The following is a 17,672-nucleotide window of genomic DNA, read 5'->3' on the forward strand; positions in this document are numbered from 1 at the left end:
CCTTCAGTCCTCGATGACCCGGGGAAACAGCAAGAAGCCCACGCCCCAGTAAATCAGATTGAACCCCAGCAGAAGCCCCTGCCATGAGCCCAACTGCTGCATCGGGTCACCCTGGAGTACGAGCGTGGTGCCCTTGGCGGCGGAGAGGAGGGCTGGGATGACGAGCGGGAACAATAGCAGAGGCAGCAGCACATCCCGGGCCCGGGCATTGCTGGAGATGGCCGCGTACACGGTCCCCGGAGCGCTGAGCGCCATGCTGCCCAGCACCAGGATGCCCGCCAGGTCACCGACCCCGGTGACGATGCGCACGCCATAGAGGGCGACCATCACCGGCACCAGCACCACCGCCAGCGCCAGGAGCAGCAGGGCGTTGCCCAGCGCCTTGGACAGGAAGATGGCGCGCGCGTCCGCCGGGGCCAGCCGCACGCCGTCCAGGCAGGCGTTCTCCGTCTCCACGCGGAAGGACTCGCCCAGGGACAGCACGCTGGCGAAGAGGATGGCCAGCCACAGGTAGCCGCCCGCGTTGCGCTCCAGCAACTTCGTGTCCGGGCCCAGCGCGAAGGAGAAGAGCAGCAGCGTGGCCATGGCGAAGAACACCAGCGCGTTGAGCCGCGCGCGGGTGCGCCATTCGATGAGCAGGTCCTTGCGCATCAGGACGAGCGTCGTCGTCAGCAGGCCCGGGCGGCGCTTCGTGTTCGGGGGGCTCATGCCGCCACCGCCCGGCCGTCCTGGAGGTGCAGCCGCTCCTCGCACAGGCTCAGGCCCTGCTCGATGAGGTGCGTGGCCAGCACCACCGTGGTTCCGCCCGCCTTCAGCTCCGCGATGACGCCCTCCATGTCCTGGATGCCCGCCGGGTCCAACTCACCGAAGGGCTCGTCCAGGAGCGCCAGGGCCGGGGCCTTCATCAGGAGTCGCGCGATGGCCAAGCGCTTGCGCATGCCCGCGCTGAAGCCTCGCACCGGGCTGTCCGTGCGGCGGTTGAGGCCCACGCGGTTGAGCAGCGCGTCCGCGACGTCCTGCGGCGCGTCAACGCCCAGCAGGCGCCCCAGCACCATCAGGTTCTGCTGCGCGGTCAGGTCCTCGTAGAGGAAGCTGGCGTGGGACAGGAGCGCCACGTCGCGGCGCACGGCTTCACGGTCCTGCACGGCGTCCCGGCCCAGCACCTCCACGCGGCCCGCGGTGGGCCCGAGCGCGGTGGCGACGAGGCGCAACAGCGTCGTCTTCCCGGAGCCGTTGTGGCCGGTGAGCAGCAGCGAACGGCCGGCGGGCAGCGCGTAGGTGAGCCGCGCCAGCGCCCACCGACGCCCATAGCGCTTGCTCACGTCGTGGAGGGCGAGCGCGGGCGCTGAACCAGAGGGGAGAGGGGGCATCGGCGGGCCGTTTCGTAGCCGGAAACCCCGTTGTTCACCAGTGAAACCCCTGGGGTCGCCCGCCGGAGGACAAGAAGAATTTACGCCTGCTTCTTCCGCCGCTTTCGCCGGGGGACTGAAAGGTTTTCGCCACGGGTGGGCGCGCGACTGCCCTGGTACACCCAGGTACGACCTCCAAAGGGGCGTTCCTGCCCTTGGAGGCACGGGGTTTCCCGGGGTTACGGGTGATTTCCACCACCTACCTGCCCTGGCATCCAGCATGCACACAGGCGGCGCGGGGCCCGTTCCATTGGGGGGAGCGGGCAGACGGCGAAAGCCGCGAGGGAGGCGTGATGGCAGGCAGGGTGTTGCGGCGGGCGGCGAAGGCGGCGGCGGCGGGGTTCCTCCACTACAGCGGGGCGCGCAAGGCGATGGCGGCGTACCGCCGTTCGCAGTCGGGTGGCCGGCGCATCCTCATCGTGAGCTACCACCGCGTGGTGAGCGACTTCACGGGGGAGCTGCAGCGCTCCATCCCGGGGCTGCTCATCTCCCAGGAGACGTTCCGTCGTCACCTGGAGCAGGCGCACGCGGCGGGCTTCGAGCTGGCGAGCCTGGGTGACGCGGTGGACGTGATGGCGGGCCGCCGCGCCGCGAAGAAGGACCTGTTCGTGGTGACGTTCGATGACGGCTACCGCGACGTGTACCGGCATGCGTACCCGGTGCTGAAGCAGATGGGCGTGCCGGCCATCACCTACCTGCCCACCGCGTTCATCAACACGGACAAGCGCTTCAACCACGACCGGCTGTTCCACCTGCTGCGCTGCGTGCAGGAGCGCCGGTTCCGCCCGGACTACTCCACCATGCCCGGCCCGTCCGTGCAGCTGTTGGGGCCCATCCTCTCCGGGCAGAAGACGACGTCCGCGGCGCTGGACGACTTCATCGGAGAGCACCCCACGCGCGTGCTCACGGGCATCATCGACGCGCTGGAGCGGCAGCTGGGCGGCGGCTCGGACCTGATGCCCGAGCAGGGCGACGTGATGAACTGGGACGAGGTGCGCCAGATGGCGCGCGACGGCTTCGAGTTCGGCGCGCACACGCTGGGCCACACGGTGCTGACGCTGGAGCCCACGGCGGTGGTGGAGAAGGAGATCGTCGAGTCCAAGCAGACCATCGAGCGCGAGGTCGGTGTCCAGGTGAAGGACTTCGCGTACTGCAACGGCTGGTACTCGGACGAGATGATCCGCGTGCTCAAGCAGAACGGCTTCCGCTCGGGCGTCACCACGGAGGACCTGCCCAACCGCGTGGGCGGCGACCCGTTCGCCCTCAAGCGCAAGGTGATGTGGGAGAACTTCAGCCTGGGGATGATGGGGGACTACTCGTCTGCACTCACGGTGTGCCAGTTCGATGACTGCTTCGGCGTGCTGGGCATGAGCCACCCGGTGCTGGGCCACCGTCCGCACATTCTCTCTCCGGCCGTCAGCGGCGCCCCCAACATCCTGGTCCAGGAGGCGGCCGCCGCGGAGGTCGCGCTCGCGAAGGCGACGCCGGTGGAAGTCGTGGACGTGACAGCGCCGGTGATCGTGACGGATCCGCGGGTTGCGGCCGCGGTGACGGGTGCGCAGGTCGTGGTGGCGCCGAACGTGGCCATTGCCCCGGAGGCGGCGCAGCCGGAGGAGCTCCAGTGAGTGTGTCACCCAAGCCGGCCCCGTCCCCGTCGTTCCTGGGGCGGGCCGGCCCGTTGGTGTTGGCCCGGTTGTTCACCGCGGGGCTGACGCTGTCCATTCCACTCGTGCTCGCCCGGGTGCTTCGCCTGGACGAGTACGGCACCTACTACCAGCTGTTCCTCATCGCCACGACGCTGTCGTACGTGCTGCCGTTCGGCGTGGCGCAGAGCCTCTACTACTTCCTGCCCCGCGCGGAGGCGAAGCGGCCGTACCTGGGCCACGCGCTGCTCTTCGTGACGGGCGCGGGCGTCGTGGCGGCGGGCCTGGTGTGGTTCTTCCTGGGCCATGTGGCGGCCTACTTCAACAACCCGGCGCTGATGGAGCACCGCGCGGCGCTGGCGCTCTACACGGCGTTCTTCCTGGGCAGCTACCCGCTGGAGATTTCGCTCACCAGCCAGGGGAAGACGAAGGCGTCCGCGGTGGTGTACCTGGCGTCGGACGCGGTGCGCTCCGGCGTGATGGTGCTGCCGCCGCTGTTGGGCTTCTCCCTGCACGGGATGATGATCGCCGTGGCCTGCTTCGCGGGCCTGCGCTACGTGGCCACGTGGGTGGTGTCGCTGCGTGGCTCCACCGGGCCGCTGGTGGACTGGAAGCTGTTCAAGGAGCAGCTGGTGTACGCGGCGCCCTTCGGCGCGGCGATGTTCCTGGCCATCCCCCAGCAGAACGCGCACATGTACGCGGTGGCGGGCGTGGTGGCCCCCGCGGTGTACGCGCTCTACCGGGTGGGCTGCTTCCAGCTGCCGGTGGTGGACCTGCTCTACACGCCCACCAGCGAGGTGCTGATGGTGCGCCTGGGCGAACTGGAGCGCGAGGGCCGGCTGGAGGAGGGCGTGGAGGCCTTCCGGGAAGCGGCTGGAAAGCTGGCGTACGTGTTCCTGCCGTTCGCGGCGTTCCTCTTCGCGGCGGCGCCGGAGTTCGTGGGGGCCATGTTCGGCCAGAAGTTCCTGCCCGCGGTCCCCATCTTCCGGGTGAGCGTGCTGGGCGTGGTGCTGTCCATCCTGCCCATGGACGGGACGCTCCGGGCCCGGGGACAGACGCGGGCCATCTTCGCGTCGTACCTGGTGAAGGCGGTGGTGACGGTGCCGCTCCTGTGGTTCGGCGTGAAGCACTTCGGGATGATGGGCGGCATCGCGTCCTGGGCGCTGGCGGAGGTGGTGGGCAAGGGCATGCTGCTCATCCGCGTGCCCCGAGCGCTGTCCACGCCCGAGCGCAAGCTGGGGCTCACGGACGTCATCCCGTGGCGGGAGCTGGGGCAGGCGTCGCTGGCGGCTGTCGCGGCGGGCGGGAGCATCTTCCTGCTGCGCACCGGCGTGCATGACACGTGGATGAACCTGCCCACGGGCTTCCTGTGGCGGGTGCTGCCACTGGCGGTGGCGGGGCTGCTCTTCGTGGTGGGGTACGTGGTGGGTCTGTATGCGCAAGGCGTTCGCCCGTGGAGCGCATTGCAGTCCCTCCGTCCCCGCCGGGCGGCCTGATCCACCGTCGGGTATCGCACGCGTGGGGGGCACTTCCCTCCCCACGCGTGGGTACCTACCTTCCAGGCGTCACGGAGTTCGGATGTGGGCGAGGAGAGGCGTGATGGGATTCGACGCGATGACGCTGTACCGGATGGCTCATGGGCTGAAGAAGCGAGGGGTGCCGTTGCTGCCCGCCGTTCTGCGCAAGGCCATCTACTACCTGCACAGCTCCTACATCCCTGAAGACGCGGAGCTCGGCGAGGGGACGCAGCTGGGCTACGGCGGCATCGGCGTGGTCATCCACAAGGCGGCGAAGGTGGGCCGACACGTGCTCATCTCGCAGCAGGTCACGATTGGCGGACGCTCCGGGCTGGAGGGCGCGCCGGTGATTGGCGACTACGTGCGCATCGGCGCGGGCGCCAAGGTGCTGGGCAACATCCACGTGGGCGACTTCGCGGTGATTGGCGCCAACGCGGTGGTGGTGAAGGACGTGCCCTCGGGCGCGGTGGTCGCGGGCGTGCCCGCGAAGCTCATCCGGCAGGACGCGGATCCGCTCACCACGTACCAGCGCGAGATGGGCCTGTTGCCCACGCGTGCGCCGCCGAAACTCACCCAGGTCCCACGTCCCTCCGCGCAGGCTTCCGCGCGCTAGGCACTTCGCTTCGTTGGGCAAGGGGCTTCCTTCATGCGCGTGCTGCTCGTCGGGGACTACCCGCCGCCGTACGGGGGCGTGGCCATCCACGTCCGTCAACTCCATCAATTTCTGCGCGACCGCGAGGTCGAAGCGAAGGTGCTCGATATCGGGAAGGGTGGCCGGCCGGCTCCGGACGTCCTCCCCGTACACGGCGCCGCCGCCTTCGGCCTGCGGCTCGCGGGATTCACCTCCGCGGGCTGGACGGTCCACCTGCACACCAGCGGCAACAACCCGAAGGCGTGGGTGCTGGCGGCGCTGGTGGGCACCATGCCCGGGCCTCGCTCGCCGCGCGTCATCACGCTGCACTCGGGGCTGATTCCTGACTACCTGGCGGAGTCGCAGGCCCGGCGCGTGTTCGCGCGCACGGCGCTGGCGGGCTACGCGCGGGTGGTGGCGGTGTCCCCGGCGGTGCGCGACGCGGTGGTCGCGTGCGGTGTGCCGGAGGAGAAGGTCGTGGTGCATCCGGCCTTCTGCGGTTCGCAGGTGCGGCCCGGTCCGGTGACGCCGGAGGTGGAGGCAGCGCGGTCCCGGCGCGGTCCGCTGCTCGCGATGGCGCACCACCCGTCGCCTGTGTACGGGCGCAAGCAGATGTTCCGCGCGCTGAAGCTCGTGGCGGAGACGCACCCGGGCGTGGGCCTGGCGCTGTTCGGGCCGGGCACGCGCTCGGAAGAGTTCATCCGCGACGCGCGCGAGCTGGGCGTGGCGGGGCTGCTGGAGGACCTGGGCGAGCTGGAGCACGCGAAGGCGCTGGGGCTCTTGTCCCAGAGCGACGCCTTCATCCGGCCCACGACGCACGACGGGGACTCCATCTCCGTGCGCGAGGCGCTGGCGTTGGGCGTGCCGTGCGTGGCCAGCGACGTGTGCGCTCGGCCGGAGGGCACGCGGTTGTTCAAGGCCGGGGACGAGCGGGCGCTGGCGCAGGCGGTGCGCGACGCGCTGGCGGCGGGCCCGGCGAAGGTGACGGCTCCGGATGCGGGGCCGGTGATGCTGGACATGTACGCGGAGTTGATGCCGTCCGGCATGGCAGGTGCAGGAACCGTGAACGCGGCGTGACGGAGTGGGGACGGGTTGGGGCGCCTTCGAGTGAGAGGGCGCGCTTCAGGGCTTTCAGCACGGAACTTTTGACTTCAGGAGAAGACGATGCGGCGCAGTGAAGAGATGGACCTGTCGAAGCGGGCCCTTCGTGGGCGGGACCTGGTGGTGTTCTCCAACGACTGGGACGGGGATCCGCTGTCGAAGGTCCACATCATGCGGATCCTCTCGCGGGACAACCGCGTGCTGTGGGTGAACAGCATTGGCAACCGCGCGCCCAAGGCGAACGCGCACGACGCGCAGCGGATCATCAAGAAGCTGAAGACGTTCACCCAGGGCATCCGCGAGGTGGAGCCCAACCTGCACGTGCTCGCGCCGCTGGCGATTCCGTTCTACGGCTCGGAGACGGTGCGCCAGGCGAACCGCCACCTGCTGCGGCTCCAGGTGCTTCGCGCGATGAAGCAGCTGAAGTTCGAGCGCCCCATCTCCTGGAGCTTCCTGCCCGCGTCCGCGCCGGTGTCCGGCACGCTGGGCGAGGACTTCGTCGTGTACCACTGCGTGGACGAGTTCTCCGCGTTCAGCGACACCAACGGCAAGCACATCGCGGAGCTGGAGGAGCGCCTGCTGCGCCGCGCGGACATGTGCATCACGTCCGCGGAGCGCCTGTATGAGAACAAGAAGCGCATGAACCCGCGCACGGTGCTGGTGCGTCACGGCACGGACCACGCGCACTTCGTGAAGGCGTGCGACCCGGCGACGAAGATTCCGGAGGACATCGCGAAGCTGCCCAAGCCCATCATCGGCTTCTTCGGGCTGGTGGCGGACTGGATTGATCAGGACGCCATCATCGCGTGCGCGAAGGCGCACCCGGAGGGCTCGGTGGTCATCGTGGGCAAGACGACGCCGGACTGCGACGACAGCCGCCTGCGCGCGGTGCCCAACATCCACATGCTGGGGCGCAAGCCGTACGCGGACCTGCCGGGCTACAACAAGGCGTTCGACGTGGCGCTCAACCCGTTCGTCATCAACGAGCTGACGCTGAACTCCAACCCGCTGAAGGTGCGCGAGTACCTGGCGTCCGGCCTGCCGGTGGTGTCGTCGGATCTGCCGGAGGTCCGCAAGGTGGGCCTGTGCCGCATCGCCACCACGCCGGAGGACTACGTGAAGCAGGTCAACGCGGCGCTGGCGGACAACCCGGGCCCGAACCGGGAGCGCGCGGAGAAGATCTTCCACGAGAGCTGGGAGGCGCGCGTCACGGAGATCCGCCAGCACGTGGGTGAGGCGATGCTCGCGGCGGGCAAGAAGCTGTAGGTCCGGTCCGGTACCGGGCGACAAGAGGGCGCGGGTCCGGAGCGTGTGAGCGCGCCGGACACCGCGCCTTCGTCATTCCTGGAGATCGCCAGCGCGACCCGTCACGCGGCGCTCCAGCAGGGCGTAGCGGCGAGCGAGGCGGGTGTAGTCGGCGGGGCGGATGGGTGTGCGCTCCCGCGTGCGCACGAGGTCTTCCTTCGCGTCCAGGTAGTCGCGCGCGGGGATGCCGCAGGTCTCCGCCAGGAGGCGCGCGGCCTCCGCGTCCGGCAGGGAAGGGGCAATGCCCAGGCGCTCGTGCATCAGGCGTCGCAGGCCGGTGTCGAGCTCCGGCAACAGCTCCGCCTCCACCTTCGCGCGGCGCATGAGCCAGCCCAGGGAGCGCACGTACTCGCGAGATGAGCGGTGCCGCTCCACGCGCACGGGCCGGGGCGCGCCGAAGCGCGTGCCTCGGGAGACGACGTAGACGAGCCCCACGGCGAGGCTCTGCGCGATGAAGACCCAGAGGCCCTGGGATAGGGGCGGGCGGGTGATGACGGCGTGGTGGAACTCGTCGAAGCGCAGGGGGCCGCGCGCGGCGAGCGCATCCCAGAAGCGCAGGTTGTCGAGCAGCTCCAGTCGCCGGTTCTCCGCGAGGTCCGGGCCCGCGGCGACGTAGACCTCGCCCTGGTCCAGGCCCCAGCGCCACAGCACGCTCGCGCCGCCCAGGCCCGCCAGCGGCACCGCGTCTCCGTGTTCTACTCGCAGGCTCCGATCCCGGGCCACGCGCAGGAGCGACAGGTCGCGCAGCGCGCCAGCGGGCAGCCACACGTCCACGGTGACGCCGGCGGGATCCACCCATTCGGAGGCAAGGCCCTGGTGGTTCGTACCGGGCAGTGCGCCCGAGGTGATGTGCAGCCAGTCCTCCATGCCCGGTTGGTGTTCCGCCAGCGCATGCGGAGACAGATACACCAGCGTGCCGCCGCCTCGGACGAAGCGCTCCAATGCGGCGACTTCTTCCTTCGTCACGGGCTGGGCTTGCGGCGCGGCGATGACCAGCGTGCGCGTGTCGGCGGGAATCGAGTCCAGGGATGTCGTCTGCGCGCTGACGTCCCGTCCGCGTTCCTCCAGGTAGACGAAGAGGGCCTTGAGCCCCAGCGGGCCCGGGTTCGTGATGGATGGCACGGGCGAGTCCGGCGGGGCCTCGTGCGAGGCAAGGCCCACCGCCAGCGCCACGGCGATCATCAAGCCCAGGACGATCGCGACGCGCGCGTTCCTCACGGTCGGACCTCCGCGAGCGAGCCGTGCAACTGCTCCACGGACTCCACGAAGCGGGTGGCCTCTTCGCGCGACACCGGCTCCAGCGAATAGAAGGCCCGGTCGTACCAACCGACCAGCCGCTCCACTTCACCCGTCACGCGCGCGGGGGCGCCTCGAGTGGGCAGCTCCGCGGCGAGCTCGCGGTTCGTCTTCACGCGGTCCGGCCGCGCCAGCTTGCGCTGCTCCAGCGTGGACAGCAGGCCCAGCAAGCCTTCGCGGATGGCCTCGCGCGCGTCCTCCGTCTCCAGCGCGGTGCGCGCCCGGCCCAGGTGTTCTCCAGGCGTGTCCAATTCCAGGGGCGCGGCTTCACCTTCCACTCCCTGCGCGGTGACGGTCTTCTTGCTCCGGCGCCAGCGCACCCGAAGCACGCCGAACAACACCACCGCCAGCGCCAGGCCCAGCATCACCGCGCGCGTGGCCACCGCGAAGCCCTGCGCCCCCCGGGATTCGAAGAGGCCCTCCAGCCAGGTCTGCAGCTCGCGCAAGAGGCGCGTCAGCAGGTCGCTGTTGCGCTGCCGGGCTCTCGCGAACTCCGGCCGGTCGAGGATGGCGCGCAGCCGCTCCGGCTCGCTCGTCACGCCGGGCGATACGGCCGGCTCCGCGTCCAGAGCGCACACGGCCTCCAGGTACACGGTGAGCTGCCGTGCACGGTCGGGCTCCGTCTGGCCGGAGGTTCCGGGCGGCAGGGGCACTCCGTCCAGCGCCTCCATCAACCGGTTCACCTCCGCGTTGAACGCGGCGGGCCGCGAGCGCGCCGTGTCCTCGAGCCGGCGCGACACGGCCTCCCGGTCAGCGCACGGGGGCAGGGCAGCCAGCAGGAGGAGCAGGGGCAGGGCGGGCACGGGTTGTCAGGGGGACGGCGTCGCCGGCTCCGCGGTCGCGATGCGCCGCTCCAGGTCCAGGCCCTCGCGGCGCACGCGCATGTCCACGTAGAAGAACGCGGACACCACGAAGCTCAGCGGCGTGAAGAAGGACTGCCCCACCACCTGCAACAGCTCCGCGGGGACGAGCAGCGCCTGAGGAATGGCCGCCTGGGACGCCGGATCCAACAGGTTGCCACCGTAGGCGAGCCGGACGATCCACGCGGGCAGCCCCGACACCAGGCTCACCGCGATGAGGATGCCGCCCACCACCGTGGACAGCACCATGGCCCGCACCGTGCCCCGGCCCATGAAGCCCGGCTCGACACGCCCCTTCAGCAGGGCCCCGGAGCGCTTGAAGGCCGCCCACGCGCCCACGTCCTCCATGGCCAGCACGGGGGGCAGGAGCATGAAGCGCAGGAAGTACCAGAGCACCGCCGCCAGCGCCCCCAGGCCCAGCACGATGGCGCCGATGATGATCAACGCGATGCTGAGCACCGTTCCGCCGCCAGTGCCCTTGCCGGTGACGGCCGCGACCACGCCCATCCCCATGACGAGCGAGCCGGGCAGGCACAGCAGGAGCGTCACCCCCGCGGCCCACGCGATGGACAGCAGGTAGGTCGCGGTCAACGTGCCCAGGCGCGACACGGCCCGCCGCAGGCCTTCCGAGGGACGCACCGGCTCACCCAGCCGCGCGGGAATCACGTACCGGGCCGCCGCCGTGGTGGCCACCCAGAAGTTCCACACCAGGAACGTGTACAGCACGAGCATCAGCCCCATCACGATGCCGGACTGGGTCAGGGCCTGCGTGGGGTCCGTACCCGCGGGAGCCCCACCCAGCCCGGGCAACACGCCCACCGTGCGCGTCATCGCGACGGTGAACGCCTTGACCGCGATGTAGTTAAGCAGGTCGAACCCCAGGACCAGCACGAACAGGGGCTTCAGGTGAGCGCGCCAGAACGTCGCCGCGCGGTCGATGATTTCTCCGATGGCGAGCGGGCGCAGCTCAACGGAGGTCGGGGATGGCGTCACGGCCGCGCAGCATAGCGCCGCCTCAATCGCGCGGGGGCCGGCATGCGTCCAGCAACGCCCGGGCCGCCGCGCGCGGATCCTCCGCCTCCAGCACGGCGGAGATGACCGCGACGCCCCAGGCCCCCGGCACCTCCCGGGCCCGCTCCGGCGTCATCCCCCCTAGCGCCAGGGCAGGGCAGGGCAACCGCTCCGCGAGCCCCCTGAAGCCATGAGGCCCCAGCGTGTCGCGCGTGTCCCCCGGCTTGGACCCCGGAGCGAACACGGGGCTCACCAGCGCCAGGTCCGCGCCCACCGCGGCACCCGCCTCGCGTGCGTCATGCACCGCCACGCTCACCCACCGGTCCGCGGGCAGGAACGGGCGCACGTCGCGGGGAGAAGGGCCAGAAGCGGGCAGATGCAGGTGCGCGCCCACGAGCAGCGCGACATCCATCCGGCCATTCACGAACAGCGTCCGGCCCCGGCACACGTCCGCCAGGAGCCGGGCCTCCTCCAGGAACAGCCGCCCGGAGGCCTCTGGGTGACGGTGCTGCACGGCGACGTCCGGCCCCGCCTCCAGCGCCCGCTCCAGCGCGGTGAGCAACCGCGCCCGGGGCAGCCGCCAGTCCGTGATGACCACGAGGCGGGGCAGGACGGGCACCGCTACTCCACGAGCCCTTCGATGGGGCTGGACGCGGAGCCGTACGCCTTGCGCGGGATGCGGCCCGCGAGGAACGCGTCGCGGCCGGCCTCCACCGCCTTCTTCATGGCCACGGCCATGCGCACCGGATCCTTCGCGCCCGCGATGGCGGTGTTCATGAGCAGCGCGTCCACGCCCAGCTCCATCGCGATGGCCGCATCGGACGCCGTGCCCACGCCCGCGTCCACGATGACCGGTACCTTCACCACCTCGCGGATGAGCCGCAGGTTGTGCGGGTTGCGGATGCCCAGCCCGCTACCGATGGGCGCCGCCAGCGGCATCACCGCCGCGCAGCCCGCGTCCTCCAGCTTGCGCGCGGTGATGGGGTCGTCGCTGGTGTACGGCAGCACCGTGAAGCCTTCCTTCACCAGGATGCGAGCGGCCTTCACCGTCTCCTCGACGTCCGGGTAGAGCGTCTTCTCGTCGCCAAGCACTTCCAGCTTCACCCACTTGCTCATGCCCAGCTCTTCCGCCAGCCGGCACGTGCGCACCGCGTCGTCCGCCGTGTAGCAGAGCGCCGTGTTGGGCAAGAGGCGCATCTTGTTGCGGTCGATCCAGTTCATCAGCGACGCCTCGCCCGTCGCCTTCAGGTCCAACCGCCGCACCGCCACCGTGACGAGCTCCGCGCCCGACGCTTCGTGGCACTGCTTCATCACCTCGTGGCTGGGGTACTTCCCCGTCCCGACGATGAGCCGCGAGGTGAACGTCACCCCCGCCAGCGTGAAAGGCTTGTCCGCGATACCGCTCATGACCGTCTCCTCTCCAGGGCCTGCACTCACCCGCCACCCACGAAGGTGACGATCTCCACCCGGTCCCCGTCCTGGAGCCGGTGCTCGGGGTGACGGGCGCGGCGCACCACCTCCGCGTTCACCTCCACTGCCACCCCCGGGCCGCTGCCCAGCTCCAACAGCGCCAGCAGGGACGAAAGGGTGCTGCCCTCTGGCAGCGTCCGCGCTTCTCCGTTGACCCACACGTTCACGGCCTCACGGCTCCTTCCGGTCCCCGTCGGTCGGGACCCGCCGGTGCCAGTACAAGGGCGGTTCTGCCCTGTCAACGCACAGCCTCCCCCACGCAAAAGGCCTGCTTCAGCGCACTGGAACGGATTTTTCGCGCTCGAATGCGTTTTGTTCCGCTTCCCCAGCAGGCGAGCGGCCAGGGCCTTCCTCGTGCGCGGGCCGCCCCTGCTCATGGCTCCATGCGTTGCCAAGCGCTGTGCAGGTACGGGGGGAGCGACCAGTTTCTGCCCAACGCCGGGGAACAAATCACCGGCACTCAAGAACACACTCACAGGGGGCGGTCACACATGCGGAAGCTCATGATTGCGGTTACGGCGGTCGCGGGTCTGACGATGGTCACCGGCTGCAAGAAGGATGACGTCCAGGCGCAGCGCGAGGATGTCGCCGAGGCCCGTCAGGAAGCGGCGCAGGAGACGGCGGAGGCGCGTCAGGACGAGAACCAGGAGATGGCGTCGGCGCAGCATGACGCCAACGAGGACATCGCGGAGGCCCGTCAGGACGCGAACGACAAGATCGCCAGCGCCAACGAGGACGTCCGCGACGAGGAGCAGGACCTGGCCGAGGCCCAGGCCAACCGGAATGAGGACCTGGCCGAGGGCGGCTCCGGCATGGCCGGCACCACCAGCGCCGCGGCGGCGACCACCGTCAACGGCCGCGTGATCGCCAAGTCCGGTGACACGCTGACGCTGGTGGACAGCACCAACAAGGAACTGAAGATCAAGACCAATGACCGGACCGCGCTGATGGACAATGGCAGCCGCGCGGTGAAGCTGGACGACATCAAGGAAGGCTCGCAGGTGCGCGCCTCCTACGTGATGGACGGCAAGGACATGGTCGCCCGCGACGTCACCCTGGTGGCGGCGGTGAAGAAGCTGGACAAGTAATCCCCGCGCCTCACGCGCCTCTGTCTTTCCGGACTGGGGAAAATACTTGAAGGCGGCGGCTCCCACCCTCGCGGTGGGGGCCGTTTCCTTTTTAGTCGGGAGATGCCCGGTGGGGTCGGATGGGGATGTCTGACCCGGGTGGTAGGACGCGGGCGTGAGGAGTTCCTCATGCCTTCCCACCCCCGGGAAGCGCCTCTTCGTCAGGAGCGTCACCCACGATGGCCACCCATCCCCCCGCGTCCTCCGCGTCCCGGCCGTTCATCCTCTTCACCACCGGGGCCACGTCCTATGAGCTGGTGCGCTACCTGGGGTCGCGCGCCGGAGGGGAGCTGCTGCTCGCCCGCCGGCACTACGCGCGCACGCCGGGCGGACTGGTGCTCATCAAGCGCCTGCGCGACGTGACGGATGACGTGGCGCGGGCGCGGCTGCGGGAAGAGGTGAAGCTGCTCATGCGGCTGTCCCACCCGGCCATCGCGCCGGTGTACCTGGTGCGGGTGCACGACGGCGCGCCCCATCTGGTGACGGAGTACGTGGACGGGCCGTGCCTGGAGACGCTGTCCAGCTTCGCGGCGCTGCGGCGACGGCCCTTCTCGGAGGCGTTCGCCGCGTACGTGGGCGCGGAGGTGGCGGACGCGCTCCATCACGCCCATGCGTTGGAGGACTCGCGCGGCCTGCCCGTGGGGGTGGTCCACCGCGACATCAGCCCCCGTTCCCTGCGCGTGGACGTGCACGGGCGGGTGCGGCTGTCGGACTTCGCGCTCGCGTGGTCGCGGCTGCCCGGGCGCGTGGTGACGGAGCCGGGGCTCGTGCGCGGGGACGTGGCCTATGCCTCGCCAGAGGCGCTGGAGGGCCTGCCGCTGGATGGCCGCGCGGACCTGTTCTCCCTGGGGATGGTGCTGCTGGAGCTGCTCACCGGGCTGCACCTGCTGGACCTGGACGACGTGGAGCGCGCCGCGCAGCAGGCCCAGCCCGTGCCTGGAACGCGCGGGCTGTGCGCGGAGACACCCAGCTGGCTCCCCGCGCCGCTGATGGCCGCGCGCATGGCGTGCCTGACACCGGCGCACGTGGAGCAGGCCACGCGGGGGCTTTCGCCGGGAATGCGGGCCGTGCTCCAGAGGGTGCTCCAGCGCGACCGCGACCTGCGCTTCCAGACGGGCGCGGAGCTGCGGGATGCGCTCCGGGGCCTGCTGAACGCGGAAGGGCGGCCCTATGGTCCCCCGGAAGCGCTGCGCGAGGTGTCGGAGGTGCGCACGGACGCGCTCGTGGGCCCGGCGGGAGCGGCGGAGGCGGGGCTTCCGCTGGAGGATGACCTCTGGGACGGCTGCGATGACGACGGCGCGGACTGGACGTGAGGTGTGACGGGGGGATGTCCCGGGGCGCTTGTCATCGCGGGAGGGCGTGGCGAAGACTGCTGGCATGGGTGACGTGAAGGAGCTGCATCGCCAGTGGTGCATCGCGGACGGACACGCGGATTCGCTGATGTGGAACCGCGACCTGTGCGAGCGGTCGACAGAGGGGCACGTGGACTTCCCCCGCCTGCGCGAGGCGGGGGTGAAGCTGCAGTGCTTTACGCTGGTGACCCGGGGCTTCCCGTTCATTGGCGGCTTCCCGCTGTTCGCCGCGTGGCGCAAGTGGCCCCGCGAGGCGCGCGGCAGCGAGTGGACTCGCGCGCTCTGGCAGATTGAAAAGTTGGACTCCTTTTGCGCCCGCTCCGGGGACACCGTGCGTGTCGCCACCACGGGGGCGGCGCTGGAGGACAACCTCGCGCACGGGCGGCTATCCGCGGTGCTGGGCGTGGAGGGCGGCCACGCGATTGAAGGCCAGGTGGAGCGGATCGAGGAGCTGCACCGGCGCGGAGTGCGCTTCATGGGGCTCACGCACCTGTCCAACAACGACCTGGGCGGTTCGTCCTTTCCCATGATGGGCAACCGGGGGCTGACGCCGCTGGGGAACCAGGTGATGGAGGAGATGGCCCGCCTGGGAATGAGCGTGGACGTGGCGCACGCCTCCGAGCAGACGCTCACGGACCTCTTCGCGCACCCCACGGTGCGCTACTTCTGTTCGCACACGGGCGTGCGCGCGGCGGGCGGCGGCTGGCGCAACCTGTCCGACGCGGCCCTGCGCACCATTGCCCAGCGCGGCGGTGTGGTGGGCATCATCCTGGCGCCGGTGTACCTGGGCGGCGACACGTGGGACGACGTGGTCCGCCACGTGGAGCACGCCGTGGACGTGATGGGGGAGGAGGGCGTGGGCGTGGGCAGCGACTACGACGGCATGGTGGCGCTGCCCCGGGGCATGCGGGATGTGACGGATTTGCCGCGACTCACGGAAGCCCTGCTCAAACGACACCCGGAGTCGTGGGTGGAACGTGTGATGGGTGGCAACTTCCGGCGTTACTTTCGCGAGACGCTCGGCGGCGGTTGACAGCGAAAAACCTGTCGAAAAGAGTCGCCGGCACCCATGAACCGTCTTCCCCTTGCGCTCTTGTCTCTCGTCGGTTTCTTCCTTCTTTCCGGTTGTGGCGGGCCGGGTTCGGGCGACTCGTGTGACGGCGGCGACTACGTGTGCCAGGACGACGCGCAGGCACTGGAGTGCCGCAACGGCACCTGGCGCCCGCTCGCGTGCCGGGGGCCGCTGGGCTGCCGGGAGCTGGCGGACAGCGTGCGGTGCGACACGTCCCTCAACCAGGAGAACGACGGGTGCGCCACGAACGCGGAGGGCAAGGGCGTGTGCAGCCCCAACGGCGCCGCGATCCTCACGTGCCAGCAGGGCGTGCTGGTGAAGACGGCGGATTGCTCGTCGTGCGCCGTGCAGGACTCGCAGGTCGTCTGCCAGCCGTGAGCCTCAGCGCTCCGGTTCCCCTCCGGACCTGGGGGGGGAACCGGGAGGTGGCGTGGGCGGGTAGCCGCCCGCGGCCATGCGCTTCCCGGACCGTTCGTACATGGCCGGTGAGAGGCCCTGGACGCCGGTGCCGTCAATCCACCGGTTGTAGAAGTTGAAGAGGGCGCAGACGGAGACCGCGTCGTACACGGCCTCGTCCGACCAGCCGGCCGCCTTCAGGCGCTCCACGTCCTCGCGGCGCAGGTCTCCGGGCGCGTCGTTGAGTTGATCCACGAAGGCGAACAACGCCTTCTCGGCCTCCGGGATGGGGGCCGTCTTCACATCGTCCAGTACCGCCTGGACGTGCTCCTTGCTGCCCAGCAATTCCGCCGCGACCGCGGCGTGAGAACCCGTTCAAAATACGCAGGCGTTGCGCCGCGAAGTGTACGCGGCGATGAGCTCCCGCAGCCCGGCCGACAGCGGGGACGGGCCACGCATCACCTCGTGGGTGAAGGCGGACAGCGCGTCCGTCATGCGCGGCTTGAACGCGAACAGGTGCCAGATGCCCGGCGGCGTCATGCCCCCGGCCCGCGCCATGGCGATCATCTTCCCGTAGTGCCCGTCGGACTCGTGCGACTCGACGTCGGGCAGGTACATGTTTTCCGGAGCGGGGGACTTCATCATCGCGCACTTCCCTGGCGAAAGGACGGGGATGCCGCCCATCAGGCCAGTGACGCGAGGAAGCTGTCCAGCACCGAGTTGAAGGCCTCCGGCTGTTCCTGGTTCGGCAGGTGCGCCGCGCCGGGGATGACCTCCAGCCGCGCGCCCTGCACCAGGTCCGCCATCTGCTTCGCCTTCGCCAGCGGCGTCACGGTGTCGTGCTCGCCCACCACGACCAGCGCGGGCCCCGCGTAGCGTGCGAGCAAGTCCTTGCTGTCCAACCGCAGCGCCATGCCCCGCTGCGCGGCGGCGATGGACTCCGGTGAAACGGACAGCCCCAGCTTCGTCACCTCGCGGCCCACCAGTGAGTCCGGCGCCGCGTGGACCAGCTTGGGCACCAGCCCCTGGACGACGGACGCCGTGCCTTCCTTCAGCGCCTGCTGCGCGGTGGCCTCGCGCTTGTCCTTCCCGGCGGCGTCGTCCGCGGTGCACTGCGTGTCCGAAAGCACCAGTCCGCGCACCCGGCCCGGGTCCTCGCGCAGGAGCGCCAGGGCCGCGTAGCCGCCCATGGACACGCCGCCGACCACCGCCGTGTCGATGTTCAACGCATCCAGCAGCGCGAGCGCGTCCTGCGCCAGCTTGCGCATCTCCGTGGGGCCTTCACCCAGTTGGCTCTGCCCGAAGCCGCGCAGGTCCGGCACGAGGAAGCGGTAGCGCCCTGACAGCGCGGCCACCTGCCGGTCGAACGCGGAGCCATCCAGCGGGAAGGCGTGCATGAGCAGCACCGGCAACCCCTGGCCCACGTCCCGGTAGTGCAGCGGAATCCCATCCACGGCGACCGTCAGCATGCGTGCCTCCTCG

20 protein-coding genes are annotated in these 17,672 nt (G+C 70.4%); 9 read left to right on the forward strand and 11 right to left on the reverse strand.

The window, feature by feature from the left end:
- Window positions 1–3: 3 nt before the first annotated feature.
- Window positions 4–708: a heme exporter protein CcmB gene (locus tag GTZ93_RS40700; RefSeq protein ID WP_139920522.1), complete on the reverse strand. Its 705-nt coding sequence runs from the start codon at window positions 706–708 to the stop codon at window positions 4–6.
- Window positions 705–1,370: a heme ABC exporter ATP-binding protein CcmA gene (gene ccmA, locus GTZ93_RS40705; protein ID WP_120578271.1), complete on the reverse strand. Its 666-nt coding sequence runs from the start codon at window positions 1,368–1,370 to the stop codon at window positions 705–707. Before ccmA ends, GTZ93_RS40700 begins: the two co-directional genes overlap by 4 nt.
- 410 nt (window positions 1,371–1,780) lie before the next feature.
- On the opposite strand from ccmA, the gene exoL reads away from it, so the two are divergent.
- The 5 genes from exoL (at window position 1,781) to exoP (ending at window position 7,567) form a co-directional block, all read left to right on the forward strand.
- On the forward strand, window positions 1,781–3,034 hold the full coding sequence (exoL, locus tag GTZ93_RS40710) for a spore coat polysaccharide deacetylase ExoL (RefSeq protein ID WP_306464210.1): 1,254 nt from the start codon (window positions 1,781–1,783) through the stop codon (window positions 3,032–3,034).
- Window positions 3,031–4,548, forward strand: a complete 1,518-nt coding sequence (locus GTZ93_RS40715) for an oligosaccharide flippase family protein (RefSeq protein ID WP_139920525.1) — start codon at window positions 3,031–3,033, stop codon at window positions 4,546–4,548. Before exoL ends, GTZ93_RS40715 begins: the two co-directional genes overlap by 4 nt.
- Window positions 4,549–4,651: 103 nt before the next feature.
- On the forward strand, window positions 4,652–5,182 hold the full coding sequence (locus GTZ93_RS40720) for a serine O-acetyltransferase (protein ID WP_139920527.1): 531 nt from the start codon (window positions 4,652–4,654) through the stop codon (window positions 5,180–5,182).
- A gap of 33 nt (window positions 5,183–5,215) precedes the next feature.
- A complete protein-coding gene (locus GTZ93_RS40725) occupies window positions 5,216–6,277 on the forward strand; it encodes a glycosyltransferase family 4 protein (RefSeq protein ID WP_139920529.1) in 1,062 nt (353 codons plus the stop codon).
- Between the two features lie 87 nt (window positions 6,278–6,364).
- A complete protein-coding gene (gene exoP / locus GTZ93_RS40730) occupies window positions 6,365–7,567 on the forward strand; it encodes a spore coat polysaccharide biosynthesis glycosyltransferase ExoP (RefSeq protein ID WP_120578266.1) in 1,203 nt (400 codons plus the stop codon).
- Window positions 7,568–7,639: 72 nt separating this feature from the next.
- Here exoP and GTZ93_RS40735 read toward each other — a convergent pair whose 3' ends face one another.
- Genes GTZ93_RS40735 through thiS form a run of 6 tightly spaced genes read right to left on the reverse strand, consistent with a single transcriptional unit; the run spans window position 7,640 to window position 12,410 of the window.
- Entirely contained in the window at window positions 7,640–8,824 is a 1,185-nt protein-coding gene (locus GTZ93_RS40735) for a DUF4350 domain-containing protein (protein ID WP_139920531.1), read from the reverse strand.
- Window positions 8,821–9,705 carry a DUF4129 domain-containing protein gene (locus GTZ93_RS40740; RefSeq protein WP_161663343.1) on the reverse strand — a complete coding sequence of 295 codons (885 nt, stop codon included), beginning with the start codon at window positions 9,703–9,705 and terminating at the stop codon, window positions 8,821–8,823. Before GTZ93_RS40740 ends, GTZ93_RS40735 begins: the two co-directional genes overlap by 4 nt.
- A 6-nt stretch (window positions 9,706–9,711) precedes the next feature.
- Entirely contained in the window at window positions 9,712–10,755 is a 1,044-nt protein-coding gene (locus tag GTZ93_RS40745) for a hypothetical protein (RefSeq protein ID WP_139920886.1), read from the reverse strand.
- Between the two features lie 22 nt (window positions 10,756–10,777).
- Window positions 10,778–11,392 carry a thiamine phosphate synthase gene (locus GTZ93_RS40750; RefSeq protein WP_139920885.1) on the reverse strand — a complete coding sequence of 205 codons (615 nt, stop codon included), beginning with the start codon at window positions 11,390–11,392 and terminating at the stop codon, window positions 10,778–10,780.
- Between the two features lie 2 nt (window positions 11,393–11,394).
- Window positions 11,395–12,180: a thiazole synthase gene (locus GTZ93_RS40755; RefSeq protein ID WP_120598755.1), complete on the reverse strand. Its 786-nt coding sequence runs from the start codon at window positions 12,178–12,180 to the stop codon at window positions 11,395–11,397.
- A 26-nt stretch (window positions 12,181–12,206) separates the two neighbouring features.
- Window positions 12,207–12,410, reverse strand: coding sequence for a sulfur carrier protein ThiS (thiS, locus tag GTZ93_RS43350; protein ID WP_120530083.1), 204 nt, complete (start codon window positions 12,408–12,410; stop codon window positions 12,207–12,209).
- 336 nt (window positions 12,411–12,746) lie between these two features.
- Between thiS and GTZ93_RS40765 the strand changes: the two genes are divergently transcribed.
- From GTZ93_RS40765 to GTZ93_RS40780, 4 genes are all read left to right on the forward strand, one after another.
- On the forward strand, window positions 12,747–13,331 hold the full coding sequence (locus tag GTZ93_RS40765) for an SPFH domain-containing protein (RefSeq protein WP_233597387.1): 585 nt from the start codon (window positions 12,747–12,749) through the stop codon (window positions 13,329–13,331).
- 218 nt (window positions 13,332–13,549) lie between these two features.
- Entirely contained in the window at window positions 13,550–14,683 is a 1,134-nt protein-coding gene (locus tag GTZ93_RS40770) for a serine/threonine-protein kinase (RefSeq protein ID WP_139920883.1), read from the forward strand.
- Window positions 14,684–14,747: 64 nt separating this feature from the next.
- Window positions 14,748–15,755 carry a dipeptidase gene (locus tag GTZ93_RS40775; RefSeq protein WP_121752228.1) on the forward strand — a complete coding sequence of 336 codons (1,008 nt, stop codon included), beginning with the start codon at window positions 14,748–14,750 and terminating at the stop codon, window positions 15,753–15,755.
- A gap of 36 nt (window positions 15,756–15,791) precedes the next feature.
- Window positions 15,792–16,172 carry a hypothetical protein gene (locus tag GTZ93_RS40780; RefSeq protein WP_121761183.1) on the forward strand — a complete coding sequence of 127 codons (381 nt, stop codon included), beginning with the start codon at window positions 15,792–15,794 and terminating at the stop codon, window positions 16,170–16,172.
- Window positions 16,173–16,175: 3 nt separating this feature from the next.
- Here GTZ93_RS40780 and GTZ93_RS40785 read toward each other — a convergent pair whose 3' ends face one another.
- From GTZ93_RS40785 to GTZ93_RS40795, 3 genes are read right to left on the reverse strand one after another with little or no spacing between them, the layout of a single operon-like run.
- Window positions 16,176–16,535: a carboxymuconolactone decarboxylase family protein gene (locus GTZ93_RS40785; RefSeq protein WP_139920881.1), complete on the reverse strand. Its 360-nt coding sequence runs from the start codon at window positions 16,533–16,535 to the stop codon at window positions 16,176–16,178.
- Window positions 16,536–16,565: 30 nt separating this feature from the next.
- A complete protein-coding gene (locus GTZ93_RS40790) occupies window positions 16,566–16,835 on the reverse strand; it encodes a carboxymuconolactone decarboxylase family protein (protein WP_120580313.1) in 270 nt (89 codons plus the stop codon).
- Window positions 16,836–16,873: 38 nt separating this feature from the next.
- Window positions 16,874–17,659 carry an alpha/beta fold hydrolase gene (locus tag GTZ93_RS40795; RefSeq protein WP_139920879.1) on the reverse strand — a complete coding sequence of 262 codons (786 nt, stop codon included), beginning with the start codon at window positions 17,657–17,659 and terminating at the stop codon, window positions 16,874–16,876.
- Window positions 17,660–17,672: the final 13 nt, after the last annotated feature.

This window comes from Corallococcus exiguus, from assembly GCF_009909105.1.
GTDB classification, from domain to species: domain Bacteria; phylum Myxococcota; class Myxococcia; order Myxococcales; family Myxococcaceae; genus Corallococcus; species Corallococcus exiguus.

Bases quoted from the DNA above. Each gene is read 5' to 3' on its own strand.
- ccmA (WP_120578271.1), bottom strand. From the start codon at position 1,370: ATGCCCCCTCTCCCCTCTGGTTCAGCGCCCGCGCTCGCCCTCCACGAC.
- GTZ93_RS40755 (WP_120598755.1), bottom strand. From the start codon at position 12,180: ATGAGCGGTATCGCGGACAAGCCTTTCACGCTGGCGGGGGTGACGTTC.
- exoP (WP_120578266.1), top strand. From the start codon at position 6,365: ATGCGGCGCAGTGAAGAGATGGACCTGTCGAAGCGGGCCCTTCGTGGG.
- GTZ93_RS40775 (WP_121752228.1), top strand. From the start codon at position 14,748: ATGGGTGACGTGAAGGAGCTGCATCGCCAGTGGTGCATCGCGGACGGA.
- GTZ93_RS40780 (WP_121761183.1), top strand. From the start codon at position 15,792: ATGAACCGTCTTCCCCTTGCGCTCTTGTCTCTCGTCGGTTTCTTCCTT.
- GTZ93_RS40720 (WP_139920527.1), top strand. From the start codon at position 4,652: ATGGGATTCGACGCGATGACGCTGTACCGGATGGCTCATGGGCTGAAG.
- GTZ93_RS40765 (WP_233597387.1), top strand. From the start codon at position 12,747: ATGATTGCGGTTACGGCGGTCGCGGGTCTGACGATGGTCACCGGCTGC.
- GTZ93_RS40790 (WP_120580313.1), bottom strand. From the start codon at position 16,835: ATGATGAAGTCCCCCGCTCCGGAAAACATGTACCTGCCCGACGTCGAG.
- GTZ93_RS40795 (WP_139920879.1), bottom strand. From the start codon at position 17,659: ATGCTGACGGTCGCCGTGGATGGGATTCCGCTGCACTACCGGGACGTG.
- GTZ93_RS40725 (WP_139920529.1), top strand. From the start codon at position 5,216: ATGCGCGTGCTGCTCGTCGGGGACTACCCGCCGCCGTACGGGGGCGTG.
- GTZ93_RS40700 (WP_139920522.1), bottom strand. From the start codon at position 708: ATGAGCCCCCCGAACACGAAGCGCCGCCCGGGCCTGCTGACGACGACG.
- GTZ93_RS40770 (WP_139920883.1), top strand. From the start codon at position 13,550: ATGGCCACCCATCCCCCCGCGTCCTCCGCGTCCCGGCCGTTCATCCTC.
- exoL (WP_306464210.1), top strand. From the start codon at position 1,781: ATGGCGGCGTACCGCCGTTCGCAGTCGGGTGGCCGGCGCATCCTCATC.